The organism is Rhizobium laguerreae (assembly GCF_002008165.1).
GTDB lineage: Bacteria > Pseudomonadota > Alphaproteobacteria > Rhizobiales > Rhizobiaceae > Rhizobium > Rhizobium laguerreae.
Genome location: NZ_MRDM01000017.1, coordinates 262,704 through 278,304 on the forward strand (window position 1 = coordinate 262,704; position 15,601 = coordinate 278,304).

Below are 15,601 nucleotides of genomic sequence, written 5' to 3' on the forward strand. Positions count from 1 at the left end.
GATCCGTCAGTAAACGGCAAAACGTCAGAGAAGGGTAGGCCTTGCGGCTTAACCTCGTCGCGATGCTGCTTCATGCTGCTGAGCTGCCGGACGGCCAACCGACACGGAATGCTACGGGAGAAAGTCTCTATAAAGAATGTATAGGAAAATCAGGCGAGAGCAGGGCAAAAGAGACAGGCTCGGATTTTTCCTGCCGGTATCTGCGAATGGCAACAACATAAGACACGCTCCTCCTTTCACGCGGCCCGTTTGCCTTGTCCAATCACGGGAAGACTGGATTGCACGCGCGGATGCGGAGAGGGGAAAATGAGCGCTGAGATATTTCGATATCGGGTGGAAATGCCGGCCGGCCAGCGAGAGCCGCCGGCTGTCGTTTGTGCCGGAAGCGGCCGGCCGGCCATTGCTCTGCTATCCCAACACTGCCTGAAGTATGACGATGGCGAGAAACGAGAGGCCAATGAACGCGGCAGCCGAGATGACCAGACGATTGGCCTTTGCCAGCACGGCAGGTCTGACGTCCCGCTTGGGGTGAAACCGCTGCCGCCGTTTGAGAGTGGTATGGGACAAGCGCTTTTGTGCCTCTGCCATTTATCACCTCCCTTGGCTCATTAGCCATTGTGCAGCGCTGCGTATTTCTTCAATCTAGCACGCTTGGCCAGCGGATTGCCAACCCGTGCAGCGAAGCCGGTGCGGATCGGCGCTCAGTCTTCTGTGTCCTCGCCCTCGTCGGTCAGATCCGCGACCGGGACCAGGAAAACGACGAACTCGTCCTCGATGGTCCGTTCGGGATCGTCGTCGAATTCATAGGCGTGCTCGACTTCGCTTGCTTCCTCGGCCGTTGCCTTGCGCAGGCTCAGGGTCGCTTTGCGGTCCCAAAGAGGCTGGCCTTCGGATTCCAGGACGGTCAAATCGTCGCGAAAGTCTTCCGCCTCGAAGAAATGCGTCGCTTCCTCGTGATTTTCCGAGCGAAAACTGGCAATGGCGCGGCCGGCGATTTCAACGGTAAAGTAATCCATCCATCTCTCTCATTTTCATGCGGGCGACAGTGCTGACGCACGGTATTGGCGTTCCGTACCTGGCCGGTGGCCGATGCGGCGTGAGGAAACTGGGCATTTTGAAATGTCCAGGTGACGTATTCTAACAGATCTCACCCGGGCAAGGGGCGAAAAGATGCCAGTGCGGGAAGGCTGCCTTCGTTTGGAGGCACGGCAACAAAAAGCGGCCCGGTTTCCCGGGCCGCTTGCATGTCGATGCCTCAAGAGCGCTCAGATGAGCTTGGCGAAAGCGACTGCCGTGTCGGACATGCGGCTGGAGAAGCCCCACTCGTTGTCGTACCAGGACAGGATGCGCACGAAGTTGCCTTCCATGACCTTGGTCTGATCGGTTGCGAGGATCGAGGAGTGGCTGTCGTGGTTGAAGTCACGGGAGACGAGCGGCTCGTCGGTGTAGCCGAGGATGCCCTTCAGCTTGCCGTTGGCAGCAGCCATGATGGCTTCGTTGATTTCGCCAACGCTGGTCGCCTTCTTGGAGACGAACTTGAAGTCGACGACCGAAACGTTCGGGGTCGGAACGCGGATCGAGGTGCCGTCGAGCTTGCCTTTCAGATGCGGCAGAACGAGGCCGACTGCCTTGGCTGCACCCGTCGAGGTCGGGATCATGGAAAGGGCGGCCGCGCGGGCGCGATACAGATCCTTGTGCATCGTGTCGAGCGTCGGCTGGTCGCCGGTGTAGGAGTGGATGGTCGTCATGAAGCCGTGGTCGATGCCGACGGCGTCGTCGAGAACCTTCACGACCGGTACCAGGCAGTTGGTGGTGCAGGACGCGTTGGAGATGACCAAGTGCTCCTTGGTGAGCTGGTCATGGTTGACGCCGAAGACGACCGTGAGGTCGGCACCATCGGCAGGCGCCGAGACGATGACGCGCTTGGCGCCGGCCGTCAGGTGAGCGGCAGCCTTGTCGCGGGCGGTGAAGATGCCGGTGCATTCCATCGCGATGTCGACGCCGAGTTCGCGGTGCGGGAGCGTTGCCGGATCCTTGATCGCCGTGACCTTGATCGGCTTGCCGTTGCCGACGATGATCGTGTCGCCCTCGACCTTCACCGTTGCCGGGAAGCGGCCGTGGATCGAGTCGTAGCGCAGCAGGTGGGCGTTGGTTTCAACCGGGCCGAGATCGTTGATGGCGACGACTTCGATGTCGGTGCGGCCGGATTCGACGATGGCGCGAAGGACGTTGCGGCCGATGCGGCCGAAACCGTTGATGGCAACCTTGACTGTCATGTTCATTCACTCCCGATAGAGTAGGGCCCGATAGCGAGGGCCTGGAATTGAGGAGATGGAGAGCGCCTCAAGGCGCCCTCATTAAAGCTTTGCTTCGGCGGCCGCAACGACGGCGTCGGCGGTGATGCCGAAATGCTTGTAAACTTCCTTGACCGGGCCGGAAGCGCCGAAGCTCTTCATGCCGATGAAGGTACCTTCCGGTCCAATGAACGCATCCCAGCCTTCGCGAACGGCGGCTTCGACGGCGATCTTGACCGGCGAGTTGCCGAGAATTTCCTTGCGATAGGCTTCCGGCTGCTCGAAGAACAGTTCCGTGCAGGGAACCGATACGACGCGGACGGTGACGCCCTTGGCTTCGAGTGCCGTACGCGCCGCAACGGCGATTTCGACTTCCGAGCCGGAGGCGAAGATCGTCACCTTGGCGTCGGCTTTGCCGGCCAGCGTGTAGGCACCCTGTTCGCAGAGGTTCTTTTCGCTGTATTCGGTGCGGGACGGCGTGAGGTTCTGGCGCGTCAGAGCAAGGCCCGAGGGACGGTTGTGCGTCTTGATGGCGATCTGCCAGCATTCCGCCGTTTCCGTGGCGTCGGCCGGACGGAAGACCATCAGGTTCGGGATGGCGCGCAGACCGGCGAGCTGCTCGACCGGCTGGTGCGTCGGGCCGTCTTCGCCGACGCCGATCGAGTCATGCGTCAGGACGTGAATGACGCGGATGCCCATCAGCGAAGCAAGGCGGATGGGCGGGCGGCAATAATCCGAGAAGATCAGGAAGCCGCCGCTATAGGGGATGAGGCCGCCATGCAGCGCAATGCCGTTCATAGCAGACGCCATGCCATGCTCGCGGATGCCCCAATGCATGTAACGACCGGCGAAATCCGTCGGGGTGATCGAATGCATCTGGCTGGTCTTGGTGTTGTTCGACGGCGTCAAGTCGGCGGAGCCGCCGAGCGTTTCCGGCAGGAAGCCGTTGATGACCTCGAGCGCGTCTTCCGAAGCCTTGCGGGTCGCAACCGTCGGCTTGGTCTCGGCGAGCTTCTTCTTGTATGCGCTGATCGCGGCGTCGAAGCCTTCCGGCAGATCGCCTGCCATGCGGCGGGTGAACTCGGCCCTGGCCGGAGCCTTGGCAAGACCGTCTTCCCAGGACTTGACGAGGTCGGCCGAGCGAGCGCCGGCTGCACGCCAGCTGTCGAGCACATCAGACGGGATGACGAAGGCTTCGGATTCCCAGTTCAGAGCCTTGCGGGTGGCGGCGATTTCCTCGGCGCCGAGCGGGTTGCCATGAACCTTGTGGGTGCCCTGCTTGTTCGGGGCGCCAAAGCCGATGATCGTCTTGCAGGCGATGAAGGTCGGGCGGTCGGACTTGTGGGCCGCTTCGATCGCGTCGGCGATGGCGGCCTGATCGTGACCGTCGATCTCGATCGTGTTCCAGTGTACCGCCTTGAAGCGGGCGACCTGGTCGGTGGAATCCGACAGCGAGACGGCGCCGTCGATTGTGATCGAGTTGTTATCCCAGAACAGGACGAGCTTGTTGAGCTTCAGGTGGCCGGCGAGCGCGATGGCTTCGTGGCTGATGCCTTCCATCAGGCAGCCGTCGCCGCAGATCGCATAGGTATGGTGATCCTGGAGATCGGAGCCGAACTCCTCGCGCAGCTTGCGTTCGGCAATCGCCATGCCGACGGAATTGGCGATACCCTGGCCGAGCGGACCGGTCGTCGTTTCGATGCCTGTGGCATGACCGTATTCCGGATGGCCGGCGGTTTTCGAGCCGAGCTGACGGAACTGCTTCAGATCCTCGATCGTCATATCGGGATAGCCGGTCAGATACAGCAGCGAATAGAGCAGCATCGAGCCATGGCCGGCCGACAGCACGAAGCGATCGCGGTTCGGCCAGTGCGGCTTCTTCGGATCGAACCTCAGATATTTGGTGAACAGGACCGTCGCCACGTCAGCCATGCCCATCGGCATGCCCGGGTGGCCGGAGTTCGCCTTTTCAACGGCGTCCATGGCGAGAAAACGGATCGCATTCGCCATCCGGTCGTGTTGTTCGGGAGAGGTCATGGCTTTTCCGCAAGTTCCGGGTGTCGGGGGATGGCCTCGAGCCTCCAAGACCATCGAGTGAAAGCGGCAGAGACATAGCAGTTGGGACGGGCAAGTCAATAAATGGCAGGCCAAATCCGGGCGTGCAGCGGCGATTTTTGACATTTGATCGCGCGATTGTACAAATGACGAATCTGATGTGGCGGACATGTGTAAAACGCTCATCCACAGGATAGGCCGGTGGGCAAGTGACAGGATTTATTGACGGGCCGTTTACGAGCGGCATATCCTTTTGAAAACGCAGGATCGGCGCGGCGTGCCGATTCGCGGATCCTGCGCGGGAATCGGAAAGACATGATGCCCACAGGCAAAACCATGGAAGCAGCGCTCAACGAATTGAGACAGGCGATATCGAGCCTCGAAAACGCCGTCGACATGCGCGTCGAGCGCCAGCGCGAGCAGGGCGAGATCGAGGGCGAGGTGCGGCGCGTGCATGCCGATCGCTCCCGGCTGGCGCAGGAGCTCGACCAGGCCGAATTCCGCGCCAACCGGCTGGAAGAGGTCAATCGCGAGGTCTCGCGGCGGCTGGTGACGGCCATGGAAACGATCCGCGCGGTTCTGGATCGCTGATGAGAGAGAGTTTCGCATGGCGCAGGTGACGGTTACGATCGACGGCAAGGCCTATCGCATGGCCTGCGAAGAAGGGCAGGAGGATCACCTGACCGATCTCGCCAACCGCTTCGACGGCTATGTCGGCCATCTCAAGGATCAGTTCGGGGAAATCGGCGATCTCAGGATCACCGTCATGGCCGGCATCATGGTTGTGGATGAAATTTCCGAACTGACGCGCCGCGTCGCCGGATTGGAATCCGAGCTCGAGACGCTGCGCGGCAACCGCGATACGGTGCTTGCAGCGACCGCCCGCACCGAGGAAAACCTAGCCGCGGCGCTCAGTGAGGTTTCGAGCCGCATCCGCGGCATCACCGACAAGCTGAACGGCCGGCCGGCCCCCGAACTCAATTGATCTCAATTAAATAGGGGCCGCCTTCCGTCGCCACTGGCGCGCCAGCACAAACGACCTTATATATCGCCATGCGGTCTGCGCCTCTCGACAGGAACCACAATCCCTGGGGCCATACTCGATCCAAAGGGAGCTGTCCCTGGCCAGGCCCGTGGGCCTGGACACACGGCGCCCACCTACGTTTGTAGGCACCCAGGATCGTAAACATCCATCGGTGGTCGTGGATCGCACCCTTTCCTTCTGTTTTCAGCGAAGACGCGGGATCGACAGCGAGCATCAGGAAGGTTCTTGTCGGAAAGAGCAACGATTTCGCTCTCAGCGGCGATCTTCGTCTTGTCCTTGGCATACCGGGTAAGGTCCTTCGGCGAAGACCTCGTCGTGATAGCCCTTGGAGCCGACATTCAGCGCCAAAGGGCTTCGCCACTCCCTGTTGTCGCGCAGGCAATCAAGCACGAAACGGAAATCATATCGCGGCTGCCAGCCGAGCTCCCGCCTTGCGCGTTCGTTGACGTAGACGCGGTCGAGTGTCGGGAACATTTTCCAGCCGCGTGATGCGTAAAGGGCGCCTGCACCTGGGAACAGTCGTTCGACGACGTGAGGCGCATCGCGCCGGATCGCGGCGAGATCACTTGCCGAAAACGGCGTCGTGGCGGAGATGATGTAGCGGCCAAAGCCGATTGCCGGCGCCTTTTCGAGCGCCAGCAGATGGGCGCCGACCACGTCGCTGATATCGACGCGGCGGTGAAGAAGCTCGTTGGCCTGGGCATTCTCTGCCGAATAGCTGTTGCGAATGTCAGGATCGTCGTCGTTTTCGGGGAAGAAGCGCGACGTTCTGAGAATGACCACCGGCAGGCCGAATTTGCGGGCGAAGAGTTCGCACAAACCTTCGGCGGCGAGTTTCGTCACGCCGTAGATGTTTTTCGCGACGGGAAGCACGTCCTCGGTCACCCATGCCGCCGGTTCGCCGGCAGCCGGCGTCAATGCCGCACCGAAGGTGCTGGTGGTGCTGGTGAAGACGACGCTGACAACGCCTGCGGCGACCGCTTCTTCGAGCAGGTTGAGGGTGCCGGCGATATTGGTGTCGAGAAAATCGTAATTGCCGTGGGTTGCCACATGCGGCTTGTGCAGCGTTGCGGCATGGATGACGTGGCTGATGCCTGACATTGCCTGCCGGACGAAGGCGCGATCACTGATCGAGCCGACCATGTCGGTAAAAGCCGAGGGCTTGATATCGATGCCGCGCACCCAGCGGCTTTCCGCCCTCAAGGTCCGCATCAGCGCCTCGCCGAGATGGCCGGCACTTCCCGTCACCAATATCGTCATCACATCGTCTCCTGACCGTTCGGCGGCGGACGCTATAAAGACTGATGTTTCCGGACAACGCATAAATTATGCATGGGAGTGCAGGAAAGCTTGAGGCTCAGCCGATGGTCGTAACAAGGCGGCCGGCGCTGCCGTCGGAAAGCATGATCCGTTCCCAAGTCACGCGGCCGGCGGCGATCGGCAGCAGCGCATTGCCGTTGGCGCCGGTATCGAGGGTCAACGACGAGAGCCTGCCCTCATGCCAGCCGCGCTCCTCCAGCGACTGCTCGGCGGCGGCGATTTCGGCGGAGGCATAAGAGAACAGAGAACGGCCGAGAAAGGCGCCGAGCGGCGCCCGCCACTCCGCCTGTCGTGGGCGAGAGGCGGAGAGCAGACGGTGGGTGCGGTCGCAGATCAGATGCACCGGCCGGACGGAATCCTCGACCAGCCGCTTCAGCGCCGCATCGACTGCTGCATATTGCGGGGAGGCGAAAATCCGTTCCAGCTTGATGGCCTGTTCGGGCGAGAGAGCGAGCTGATTACGCTCCCAGCGCGAGACCGTCGCCTGGTTGACGCCGAGGAGTTCGGCGAGATGTTCCTGCTTCATGCTGCGCAGCAGCCGCATGCGGCGTAAGCCGGCGCCCGATATCGTCATTTGCCTGATCCCGTGCCGTTTTGGCCAGCATAAGGCTTCGGCTGACCGACCGGCAAGCTGTTGGGCGGCTGGATCATTATTCGGGCTGCCCATCGAGGTCGCCCTTCAGCCGGTCGAGAATCGACAAGGAATGGCCGGCATAGGCGCTGATCCAGCGGTCATAGATGTGTTTGATCGGCAGGCTGTTCAGGTGGTTCCAGCGCTCGCGGCCTTCCTTCCTGGCGATGAGCAGGTCAGCCTCTTGCAGCACCTTCAGATGCAGCATCACCGTACAGCGATCCATCTGCGGAAACATCTCGCAAAGGGTCCCTGTGGTTTGGGGGCCATCCTTGAGCAGATCGAGGATTTCGCGGCGGCGATGATGCGCCAGCGCCTTGAAAACGGGGTCGTCGGTTGATTCGCTTGACATGTTATATTTTTATAACATAATGGTGCCAGGCACAATGGAGAAGAGGAGAAGTGTCATGTCTCTTGGAATTCGCGTTTCCGGCCGTATCGGCCGCCCCGTCGCCGAGGTTTTCGACGCCGTCGTCAACCCGAAGAAACTCAGCAGCTATTTCACCACGATCGGCGGAGCGAGTGCGCCGCTCGTGAAGGGCACGACGGTGACCTGGTGGAAGGATGCGCCGGTCGAGGTCGTCGATCTGGTGCCGGAAAGCCGCATCGTGCTGCGCTGGGATGGCGGCACTGGCGAAGACAAGGCGACCTACAAGACGCTGGTGGAGATGGACTTCAAGCCGCTGGAGGATGGTGGCACGCTGGTGACGATTGCGGAGAACGGCTGGCGCGAGGACGCGGCCGGCCGGCGCGGCACCTATCTCAACTGCGAAGGTTGGACGCAAATGCTCTGCAGCATGAAGGCCTTCGTTGAATATGGCATCAATCTGCGCGAAGGCATGTTCCTCAGCGAAATGAAGGGCGAGCCGGCCAGCGCGCCGGACGTTTGAGGAGAAAGGTCATGACGGAACTTCTTTATGGCGGCGTCGATATTGCGATGAAGGTGCCGCCGCACCAGTATCAGGCGACGGTCGCCTTCTATCGCGATGTCATCGGCCTCAAGCAGATCGGCGAAGGGGATGCGGCGCTGTTCGCTCTCGGGCCGATCCGGCTCTGGATAGACGAGGTGCCGGCGATGAGCCAGGCCGAGCTCTGGCTGGAGTTGATGACACCGGATCTCGAGAGGGCTGCCACGCATCTCGAAAGGGCCGGTGTCATTCGCTGCGATCCGATCGAGGCGTTGCCGGAGGATCTGCGCGGCGCCTGGATCGTCAATCCGGCCGGTATCGTGCATCTGGTGCGCGAGGCGCAATAGTCGCATTCGTCAATATGACCGAGACTTCGCTTGCCTGTCACACCGCGGGTGCTAATTTCCGGATTCGATACTTCATTTTCGGTTTCCAGGAGATTCATTATGCAGCTTGGCATGGTTGGTTTGGGCCGCATGGGCAATTATATGGTCCAGCGCTTGATGCGAGGCGGTCACGAATGCGTTGTCTATGACGCAAGGCCGGAAAGCGTTGCCGAGCTCGCAGGCCTCGGCGCGACCGGCAGTGCTTCGCTCGCGGAATTCGTCTCGAAGCTCGCCCATCCGCGCGCGATCTGGCTGATGCTGCCGGCGGCGATCGTCGACAAGGTACTGGCGAGCCTGGTGCCGTTGCTTGAGAATGGCGATATCGTCATCGACGGCGGCAACTCCTATTATCATGACGATATCCGCCGCGGCGCCGACCTCATCACCAAGGGCATCCACTATGTCGATGTCGGCACCAGCGGTGGCGTCTTCGGCCTTGAGCGCGGTTATTGCCTGATGATCGGCGGCGAGAAGGGCATCGTCGAACACCTTTCCCCAATCTTCGCGACGCTGGCGCCCGGCGTCGGCAAGACCGAAGCCTCGCCGAACCGGAGCCCCGAAGCGGCCGCGGTCAGCACCGCGGAACAGGGTTACCTGCATTGTGGCCCGCATGGTGCCGGTCATTTCGTCAAGATGGTGCATAACGGCATCGAATACGGCCTGATGGCTGCCTATGCCGAAGGTATCAATATTCTGAAACATGCCAATATCGGCGCTGCCTCGCACGAGGCGGATGCGGAAACCGCGCCGCTCGCCCATCCGGAACATTTCCAATACGACTTCAACCTGCAGGATGTCGCCGAAGTCTGGCGCCGCGGCAGCGTCATCACCTCCTGGCTGCTCGATCTCACAGCCGATGCGCTGCATGCCGATCCGGCACTGGCCAAATATGCGGGCCGGGTTTCGGACAGCGGCGAAGGCCGCTGGACCATCATGGCGGCAATTGACGAAAGCGTGCCGACGCCGGTGCTGAGTGCTGCGCTCTACGGCCGTTTCTCCTCGCGCGACAATGACGAATTCGCCAATAAGGTGCTGTCGGCGATGCGCGCGGGCTTCGGCGGCCATGTGGAAAAGCCGGCCGCGAAATCCTGAAACAATCGAAAGTGCTACAGCGTCCTGCGGCTCTCGAAAGACGCGTGGCGCTGTAGCGCGCGCCGTCATAGCCGAGCCGACGGTGCAGGTAGCGGGCGACCGCGACGGAGGCGGATGCTGCCGTCGCGCGCTACGCCGCGCATGCACGGGCAGGCGCCGAGCCGGCGGCATGACTGCTTCACATCGCGCCGGCGGCTGCGATCAGCAGACCGCCGATGATTGCCATGTTGATTTTCCAGGTATTGATGGCGCTGTCGCGCGCCGTTCCCTGCATGTCCCAAAAATTCAGCAGCATGATGGTGGCGGCCAACGTGAAGACGATGAGACCGAATGCCGCTGCCGTGACGAACAGGCCGAGCATCAGCAGGATTCCGACCACGATCTGGAACATACTGCCCAAGAGCAGCACCCCTTTGGCAAAAGGAATGCCGCGGGCTTCGATCGCGTCGGTTAGCGGCACGATGACGAAAAAATGTTGAATGCCGCCAGCGACATAGAGGCCGCCCAGCAGCAGGCGACCGAGAGCTAGCATCACGAAAGCGGCATCACCTTGCATATTGAACCTTCTCCCGCGTCTCAACTCTCCATCGAGCGCAAGGCTCTGCCGAAGCTTACGAAAATGCAATGTGCCGCGACGCCCGGCTGCGCAAATTCGCCCCAATTGAGGATGATTGAGGCGCAGGCAGCGGGGCTGGGGTAGCGGCGGCATGGCTTCATAGAGCTTATATGCCTCTCATGTTACGTCATCTGAAATGATTCCCGCCAAGCTGGCAGTTACAGTAGGTACGAATGTCGGGGCACGGCAATTTGGAAGAGATTGAAGAAACGGACGGGTTTTCTTTTGGCGGGCTCTTCAGACGGTACAGAACGCCGCTGTTGGCAGCCGCGTCACTCGTGGTCTTCTGCCTCGTCGGTTACGCGATCATGCAGCTCACCAACGAGGTGCGCTATGACGACGTCGTCGGTGCGCTGGCCGCCACCAGGCCGAGCGCGATCCTGCTTGCGTTGTTTTTCACGGCGCTCAGTTTCCTCGCGCTGATCTTCTACGATCTCAACGCCATCGAATACATCGGCAAGAAGCTGCCCTTTCCGCATGTGGCGCTGACGGCGTTCAGTGCCTATGCCGTCGGCAATACCGCCGGTTTCGGCGCGCTTTCGGGTGGTGCGATCCGCTACCGCGCCTATACGCGCCTCGGGCTCTCGCCGGAGGATATCGGCCGCATCATCGCCTTCGTCACGCTGTCCTTCGGATTGGGGCTTGCGGGCGTCGCAGCAATCGCCCTCATCGTCATCGCCGACGAGATCGGCCCGCTCATCGGGGTCAGCGCCTTCCTTCTGCGGCTAATCGCCGGTTCGATCGTCGCCATTCTGGGCGCGGTGATGATTATCGGCCGTGACGGGCGCGTGCTCGATCTCGGCCCTGTGGCAATCCGCCTGCCGGATTCGCGCACCTGGTCGCGCCAGTTCCTCGTCACCGCCTTCGATATCGCCGCCTCGGCGTCGGTACTCTACGTGCTGCTGCCGCAGACAGCCATCGGCTGGCCGGTCTTCCTCGCCGTCTATGCGATCGCCGTCGGTCTCGGCGTGCTCAGTCATGTTCCGGCCGGGCTCGGCGTGTTCGAGACCGTGATCATCGCCTCGCTCGGCAGCGCGGTGAACATCGATGCCGTGCTCGGATCGCTGGTGCTCTACCGGCTGGTCTACCATGTACTGCCGCTGCTGATCGCCGTGCTTGCGGTCTCGGCGGCGGAGCTGCGTCGTTTTGTCGACCATCCGGCCGCCTCGAGCATGCGGCGCATCGGCGGACGGCTGATGCCGCAGTTGCTGTCGGCTCTCGCACTGCTGCTCGGCGTCATGCTGGTGTTTTCGAGTGTCACGCCGACGCCCGACCAGAACCTCGAATTCCTCTCCAACTATCTGCCGCTGCCGATGGTCGAAGGAGCGCATTTCCTCTCCAGCCTGCTGGGGCTGGCGCTCGTCGTCGCCGCGCGTGGCCTCGGCCAGCGGCTCGACGGCGCCTGGTGGGTGGCCGTATTCTCGGCGCTTGCCGCGCTGACTTTATCGCTGCTGAAGGCGATCGCGCTCGTCGAAGCCGCTTTTCTCGCCTTCCTCATCTTTGGGCTCTTCGTCAGCCGCCGGCTCTTTACCCGCCAGGCCTCGCTGCTCAACCAGGCGTTGACGGCATCCTGGCTGATGGCGATCGCGGTGATCGTCGTCGGCGCCGTCGTCATCCTGCTCTTCGTCTATCGCGACGTCGAATACAGCAATCAGCTCTGGTGGCAGTTCGAATTCACCGCCGAGGCGCCGCGCGGGCTGCGCGCCGTGCTCGGTATCACCATCATCTCGTCGGCGATTGCTGTCTTCAGCCTGCTCCGGCCGGCGAGCTTCCGGCCGGAACCGGCGACGGACGAGGGACTGGCGCGTGCCGTCGAGATCGTCATGAAGCAGGGCAATGCCGACGCCAATCTGGTGCGCATGGGCGACAAGAGCATCATGTTCTCGGAAAACGGCGATGCTTTCATTATGTATGGTCGGCAGGGGCGCTCGTGGATCGCGCTGTTCGATCCGGTCGGCGACCATCGCGCCGTGCAGGAACTCGTCTGGCGTTTCGTGGAAGCGGCGCGCGCCGCCGGCTGCCGGGCCGTATTCTACCAGATATCGCCGACGCTGCTGTCCCACTGCGCCGATGCCGGCCTGCGCGCCTTCAAGCTCGGCGAACTGGCGGTGGCCGATCTCAGGACTTTCGAGATGAAGGGGGGCAAATGGGCGAACCTTCGCCAGACGGCAAGCCGCGCCCAGCGCGACGGGCTGGAATTCGCCGTCGTCGAACCGCAGGACGTGTCTTCGGTCATCGATGATCTTGCCGCGGTTTCCACGGCCTGGCTCGAGCATCATAATGCCAAAGAAAAGGGCTTTTCGCTCGGGGCCTTCGATTCCGATTACGTCTCCTCGCAGCCGGTCGGCATCCTGAAAAAGGGCGGCAGGATCGTCGCCTTCGCCAATATCCTCGTGACCGAATCCCGACAGGAGGGCACGATCGATCTCATGCGCTTCTCGCCGGACGCGCCGAAGGGCTCGATGGACTTTCTCTTCGTGCAGATCATGGAATATCTGCGCGGGCAGGGTTTCACCCACTTCAATCTCGGCATGGCGCCGCTCTCCGGTATGTCGAAACGCGAGGCGGCACCCGTCTGGGACCGCATCGGCAGCACCGTTTTCGAACATGGCGAGCGCTTCTATAACTTCAAAGGCCTTCGGGCATTCAAATCCAAGTTTCATCCGCACTGGCAACCGCGCTATCTTGCTGTCTCCGGAGGGGGCAATCCGATGATCGCGTTGATGGACGCGACATTTCTGATCGGGGGCGGATTGAAAGGGGTAGTGAGAAAATGATCAGGACAATCCTTCTTGCCACGGCGTGCGCCTGCATGCTCGCGGCCGCACCGGCGACCGCTGCCGAGGAGACCACGCAGAGCTTCGAAACCGGGCTCATTCCGTCGCCGCACATCTTCCTGCCAGAAGGGGAGGTGAAGGGCACGGTGATGCTGATCTCGGATGCGGCCGGCTGGGGCGACTATGAGAAGGGCGAAGCCGACAGGTTGGTCGCCGAAGGCGCCGTCGTCATCGGCGTCGACTTTCCATCCTATATCCAGGCGCTCGGCCGGTACGACGTCAGCCTCAACGACGGCTGCGTCTATATGGTCTCGGACATCGAATCGCTGAGCCAGCAGGTGCAGCGCGCGACCGGCAACAACGCCTATCACCTGCCGATCGTCGCCGGCATCGGCGAGGGCGGGGCCTTGGCGCTGGCGATCGCCGCGCAAACGCCGGATGCGACGATCGGCCAGACACTTGCCGTCAATCCGGTCGCCGGCATTCCGCTTGCCAATGAGCTTTGCACGCCGGCGTCGAAGCAGGTGGTCGGCGAACGCACGGTCTACGGCCTCAGCGACGGCGTTCTGCCGGACCCGATCATATCAGTCTTCACGCCTGAAGCCGACAAGGATGGCCGGGCGCATGCCGAGGCGCTGAAGAAGGCCCATGACAAGATCGAGATCCGGGATTCCAACGACGATGCGCAAACGGCATTTGCCGATACGCTCGACGACCTCGTCACAGCCTCCGGCGCCTTCGGCAACCCGCTCGGCCTGCCGCTGGCGGTGCTCGAGACAACGCCCGCCTTCGATACGATGGCGGTGATCTATTCCGGCGACGGCGGCTGGCGCGACATCGACAAGGAGGTCGGCGGCACGCTGCAGAAGGAAGGCATTCCGGTCGTCGGCGTCGATTCGCTCCACTATTTCTGGTCGGAGCGCAAGCCGGAGGAGACTGCCGCCGATCTTTCGAAGATCATCGATTTCTACCGCAAACAGTGGAAGGTGAAGCATGTGCTGCTCGTCGGTTATTCCTTCGGCGCCGATGTCGTGCCCGCCACCTACCAGCTCCTCAAGCCAGCCGAAAAGTCGGCGGTGGCGCAATTGTCATTGCTGTCGCTTTCGCACCAAGTCGACTACGTCATCTCCGTTCTCGGCTGGCTCGGCCAGAAGACGGAAGGGGCGGGCGGTGATCCCGTCGACGATCTGAAGAACATCGATCCGAAGCTCGTGCAATGCATCTACGGCAAGGACGACGATGACGATGTCGCCTGTCCGGCGGTTAGGGATAGCGGCGCCGAGGTCATCGAGCTGCCCGGCGACCATCATTTCGACGAGAATTACGACCTTCTCACCAAGACCATCATCGATGGGCTAAAGAGACGGCTACAGAACTAACGCATCAGAGTTTCTTCGCTCCAGCCGAGCCCGGCAAGTTCTTCGCCGCGAAAACGCGCGTCGTCGGCGACGATGAATTCGTCGAGTTGCGGCGGAGTGACGCTGGTGCCGGAGAGCATCGCATGCACCTGTCCGCGATGATGGGTCTGATGCTGGAAGAGGTGGCCGAGCACGTCCTCCATCCGCTCTTCCTGGATGCGGGCGCCGCGATGCAGGCTGATGGTCGAGGTGAGCCTCTCCGGCGTCAGGGCCTCGCAAAGCGCCGTCAGGCGCTGATCGACCTTCGCCTGCGCTTCTGCGAGCGAGGAAACGTCATCGAACGGTTCGTCGACCTCGAAGGCCTTGAGGCCGAGCGTGCCGCCTTCCAGACCGTCGACATAGAACCAGTCGACCGTGATGATATGGTTCAAGGTTTCCTTGATCGAGGGGAAGAAGCTGGTGCGTGGCGCCTCGAACTCGCCGGGCTTCAATGCCGTGCAGGCCTGAAGCAGCCGGCGGTTGGCGAGAGCATTGTTATAGCCAAGTTTGCGGAATGGCCTGACGGGATCGAAGGTCGGCATCGACGCATCTCCTAGCTTGCATCAGTTCTTGTCATCGAGATCGCCGTCGCGCCAGACGAGATGACGCGGCGCAGCAGGCAGCGTGTCGATTTCATCGGCGATGAAATAGGGCGGGATGTCGAGGTCGGTCAGCGCCTCGCGCGTCGCAAGCACCCATTTGAATTCGAGATGGTTGTCGCCGTCCTCGACCCGGTGGATGATCTCGCCGGGCTGGAAGGGAAATTTCGGCGGGATCTCCATCAGGTAATAGAGGCCGAGTTCATGCCAGTTGCGCTGTTCATAGCGGAAAAAATTCTCGACGATCCACAGTAGACGTGAGACGGTGACGTCGACGCCAAGTTCCTCCACCATCTCCCGCTTCAGCGTTTCCTCCGACGTCTCGCCGATTTCCGCCCTGCCGCCCGGAAAAGTCCAGAAGGGCTCATGCACGGCACGGTGAACGAGCACGTGGCCGTCGCGAAAACCCAGGCCGGCAATGCGATAGTTGAAACGCTCAGCGCCCGCATTCAGGCGGATGAGAGTGCGTTTGGTCATGTCA

General features: G+C 61.7%; 17 protein-coding genes and 1 other RNA gene. 8 read left to right on the top strand and 10 right to left on the bottom strand.

Annotated features, from left to right (window positions below):
• Window positions 1-408: 408 nt before the first annotated feature.
• The 4 genes from BS630_RS25230 to tkt form a co-directional block, all read right to left on the bottom strand.
• Window positions 409-588, bottom strand: a complete 180-nt coding sequence (locus BS630_RS25230; protein WP_020051550.1) for a hypothetical protein — start codon at window positions 586-588, stop codon at window positions 409-411.
• A 113-nt stretch (window positions 589-701) separates the two neighbouring features.
• Window positions 702-1,016 (bottom strand): hypothetical protein, encoded by a 315-nt coding sequence (locus BS630_RS25235; RefSeq protein WP_027668246.1) that lies wholly within the window; start codon window positions 1,014-1,016, stop codon window positions 702-704.
• A gap of 249 nt (window positions 1,017-1,265) precedes the next feature.
• Complete coding sequence (gene gap, locus BS630_RS25240) at window positions 1,266-2,276, bottom strand: type I glyceraldehyde-3-phosphate dehydrogenase (protein ID WP_077979663.1); 1,011 nt, start codon at window positions 2,274-2,276, stop codon at window positions 1,266-1,268.
• 81 nt (window positions 2,277-2,357) lie between these two features.
• The gene (tkt, locus tag BS630_RS25245; RefSeq protein ID WP_077979553.1) at window positions 2,358-4,331 is read right to left on the bottom strand and encodes a transketolase; all 1,974 of its coding nucleotides are present in this window, start codon (window positions 4,329-4,331) and stop codon (window positions 2,358-2,360) included.
• Window positions 4,332-4,664: 333 nt separating this feature from the next.
• Here tkt and BS630_RS25250 point away from each other — a divergent pair, with 333 nt between their 5' ends.
• The 3 genes from BS630_RS25250 to ssrS all read left to right on the top strand — a co-directional run bounded on the left by BS630_RS25250 (window position 4,665) and on the right by ssrS (window position 5,562).
• Complete coding sequence (locus tag BS630_RS25250) at window positions 4,665-4,940, top strand: DUF4164 domain-containing protein (RefSeq protein WP_012758879.1); 276 nt, start codon at window positions 4,665-4,667, stop codon at window positions 4,938-4,940.
• Between the two features lie 16 nt (window positions 4,941-4,956).
• Window positions 4,957-5,334, top strand: coding sequence for a cell division protein ZapA (locus BS630_RS25255; protein ID WP_077979554.1), 378 nt, complete (start codon window positions 4,957-4,959; stop codon window positions 5,332-5,334).
• A 69-nt stretch (window positions 5,335-5,403) separates the two neighbouring features.
• A non-coding RNA gene (gene ssrS / locus BS630_RS25260) (6S RNA) lies at window positions 5,404-5,562 on the top strand.
• 84 nt (window positions 5,563-5,646) lie between these two features.
• Here ssrS and BS630_RS25265 read toward each other — a convergent pair.
• From BS630_RS25265 to BS630_RS25275, 3 genes are all read right to left on the bottom strand, one after another.
• On the bottom strand, window positions 5,647-6,654 hold the full coding sequence (locus tag BS630_RS25265; RefSeq protein WP_077979555.1) for an NAD-dependent epimerase/dehydratase family protein: 1,008 nt from the start codon (window positions 6,652-6,654) through the stop codon (window positions 5,647-5,649).
• A gap of 97 nt (window positions 6,655-6,751) precedes the next feature.
• Window positions 6,752-7,288 carry a helix-turn-helix transcriptional regulator gene (locus BS630_RS25270; RefSeq protein WP_077979556.1) on the bottom strand — a complete coding sequence of 179 codons (537 nt, stop codon included), beginning with the start codon at window positions 7,286-7,288 and terminating at the stop codon, window positions 6,752-6,754.
• Window positions 7,289-7,364: 76 nt separating this feature from the next.
• Window positions 7,365-7,697 (bottom strand): ArsR/SmtB family transcription factor, encoded by a 333-nt coding sequence (locus BS630_RS25275; RefSeq protein ID WP_077979557.1) that lies wholly within the window; start codon window positions 7,695-7,697, stop codon window positions 7,365-7,367.
• A 55-nt stretch (window positions 7,698-7,752) separates the two neighbouring features.
• On the opposite strand from BS630_RS25275, the gene BS630_RS25280 reads away from it, so the two are divergent.
• The 3 genes from BS630_RS25280 (at window position 7,753) to gnd (ending at window position 9,731) form a co-directional block, all read left to right on the top strand.
• The gene (locus BS630_RS25280; protein ID WP_077979558.1) at window positions 7,753-8,235 is read left to right on the top strand and encodes an SRPBCC domain-containing protein; all 483 of its coding nucleotides are present in this window, start codon (window positions 7,753-7,755) and stop codon (window positions 8,233-8,235) included.
• Window positions 8,236-8,246: 11 nt separating this feature from the next.
• A complete protein-coding gene (locus tag BS630_RS25285; RefSeq protein WP_077979559.1) occupies window positions 8,247-8,600 on the top strand; it encodes a VOC family protein in 354 nt (117 codons plus the stop codon).
• Between the two features lie 99 nt (window positions 8,601-8,699).
• On the top strand, window positions 8,700-9,731 hold the full coding sequence (gene gnd, locus BS630_RS25290) for a phosphogluconate dehydrogenase (NAD(+)-dependent, decarboxylating) (protein WP_017962006.1): 1,032 nt from the start codon (window positions 8,700-8,702) through the stop codon (window positions 9,729-9,731).
• Between the two features lie 178 nt (window positions 9,732-9,909).
• Here gnd and BS630_RS25295 read toward each other — a convergent pair whose 3' ends face one another.
• Window positions 9,910-10,287 (bottom strand): DoxX family protein, encoded by a 378-nt coding sequence (locus BS630_RS25295; RefSeq protein ID WP_077979560.1) that lies wholly within the window; start codon window positions 10,285-10,287, stop codon window positions 9,910-9,912.
• A 233-nt stretch (window positions 10,288-10,520) separates the two neighbouring features.
• Between BS630_RS25295 and mprF the strand changes: the two genes are divergently transcribed.
• On the top strand, window positions 10,521-13,124 hold the full coding sequence (gene mprF / locus BS630_RS25300) for a bifunctional lysylphosphatidylglycerol flippase/synthetase MprF (protein ID WP_077979561.1): 2,604 nt from the start codon (window positions 10,521-10,523) through the stop codon (window positions 13,122-13,124).
• Window positions 13,121-14,503, top strand: coding sequence for a virulence factor family protein (locus BS630_RS25305; protein WP_077979562.1), 1,383 nt, complete (start codon window positions 13,121-13,123; stop codon window positions 14,501-14,503). The genes mprF and BS630_RS25305 overlap by 4 nt, the downstream gene beginning before the upstream one ends.
• On the opposite strand, the gene BS630_RS25310 is transcribed toward BS630_RS25305, so the two are convergent.
• Window positions 14,500-15,063 (bottom strand): DinB family protein, encoded by a 564-nt coding sequence (locus tag BS630_RS25310; protein WP_077979563.1) that lies wholly within the window; start codon window positions 15,061-15,063, stop codon window positions 14,500-14,502. The genes BS630_RS25305 and BS630_RS25310 overlap by 4 nt on opposite strands.
• Before the next feature lie 21 nt (window positions 15,064-15,084).
• Window positions 15,085-15,597: an NUDIX hydrolase gene (locus BS630_RS25315; protein WP_077979564.1), complete on the bottom strand. Its 513-nt coding sequence runs from the start codon at window positions 15,595-15,597 to the stop codon at window positions 15,085-15,087.
• Window positions 15,598-15,601 lie beyond the last annotated feature (4 nt).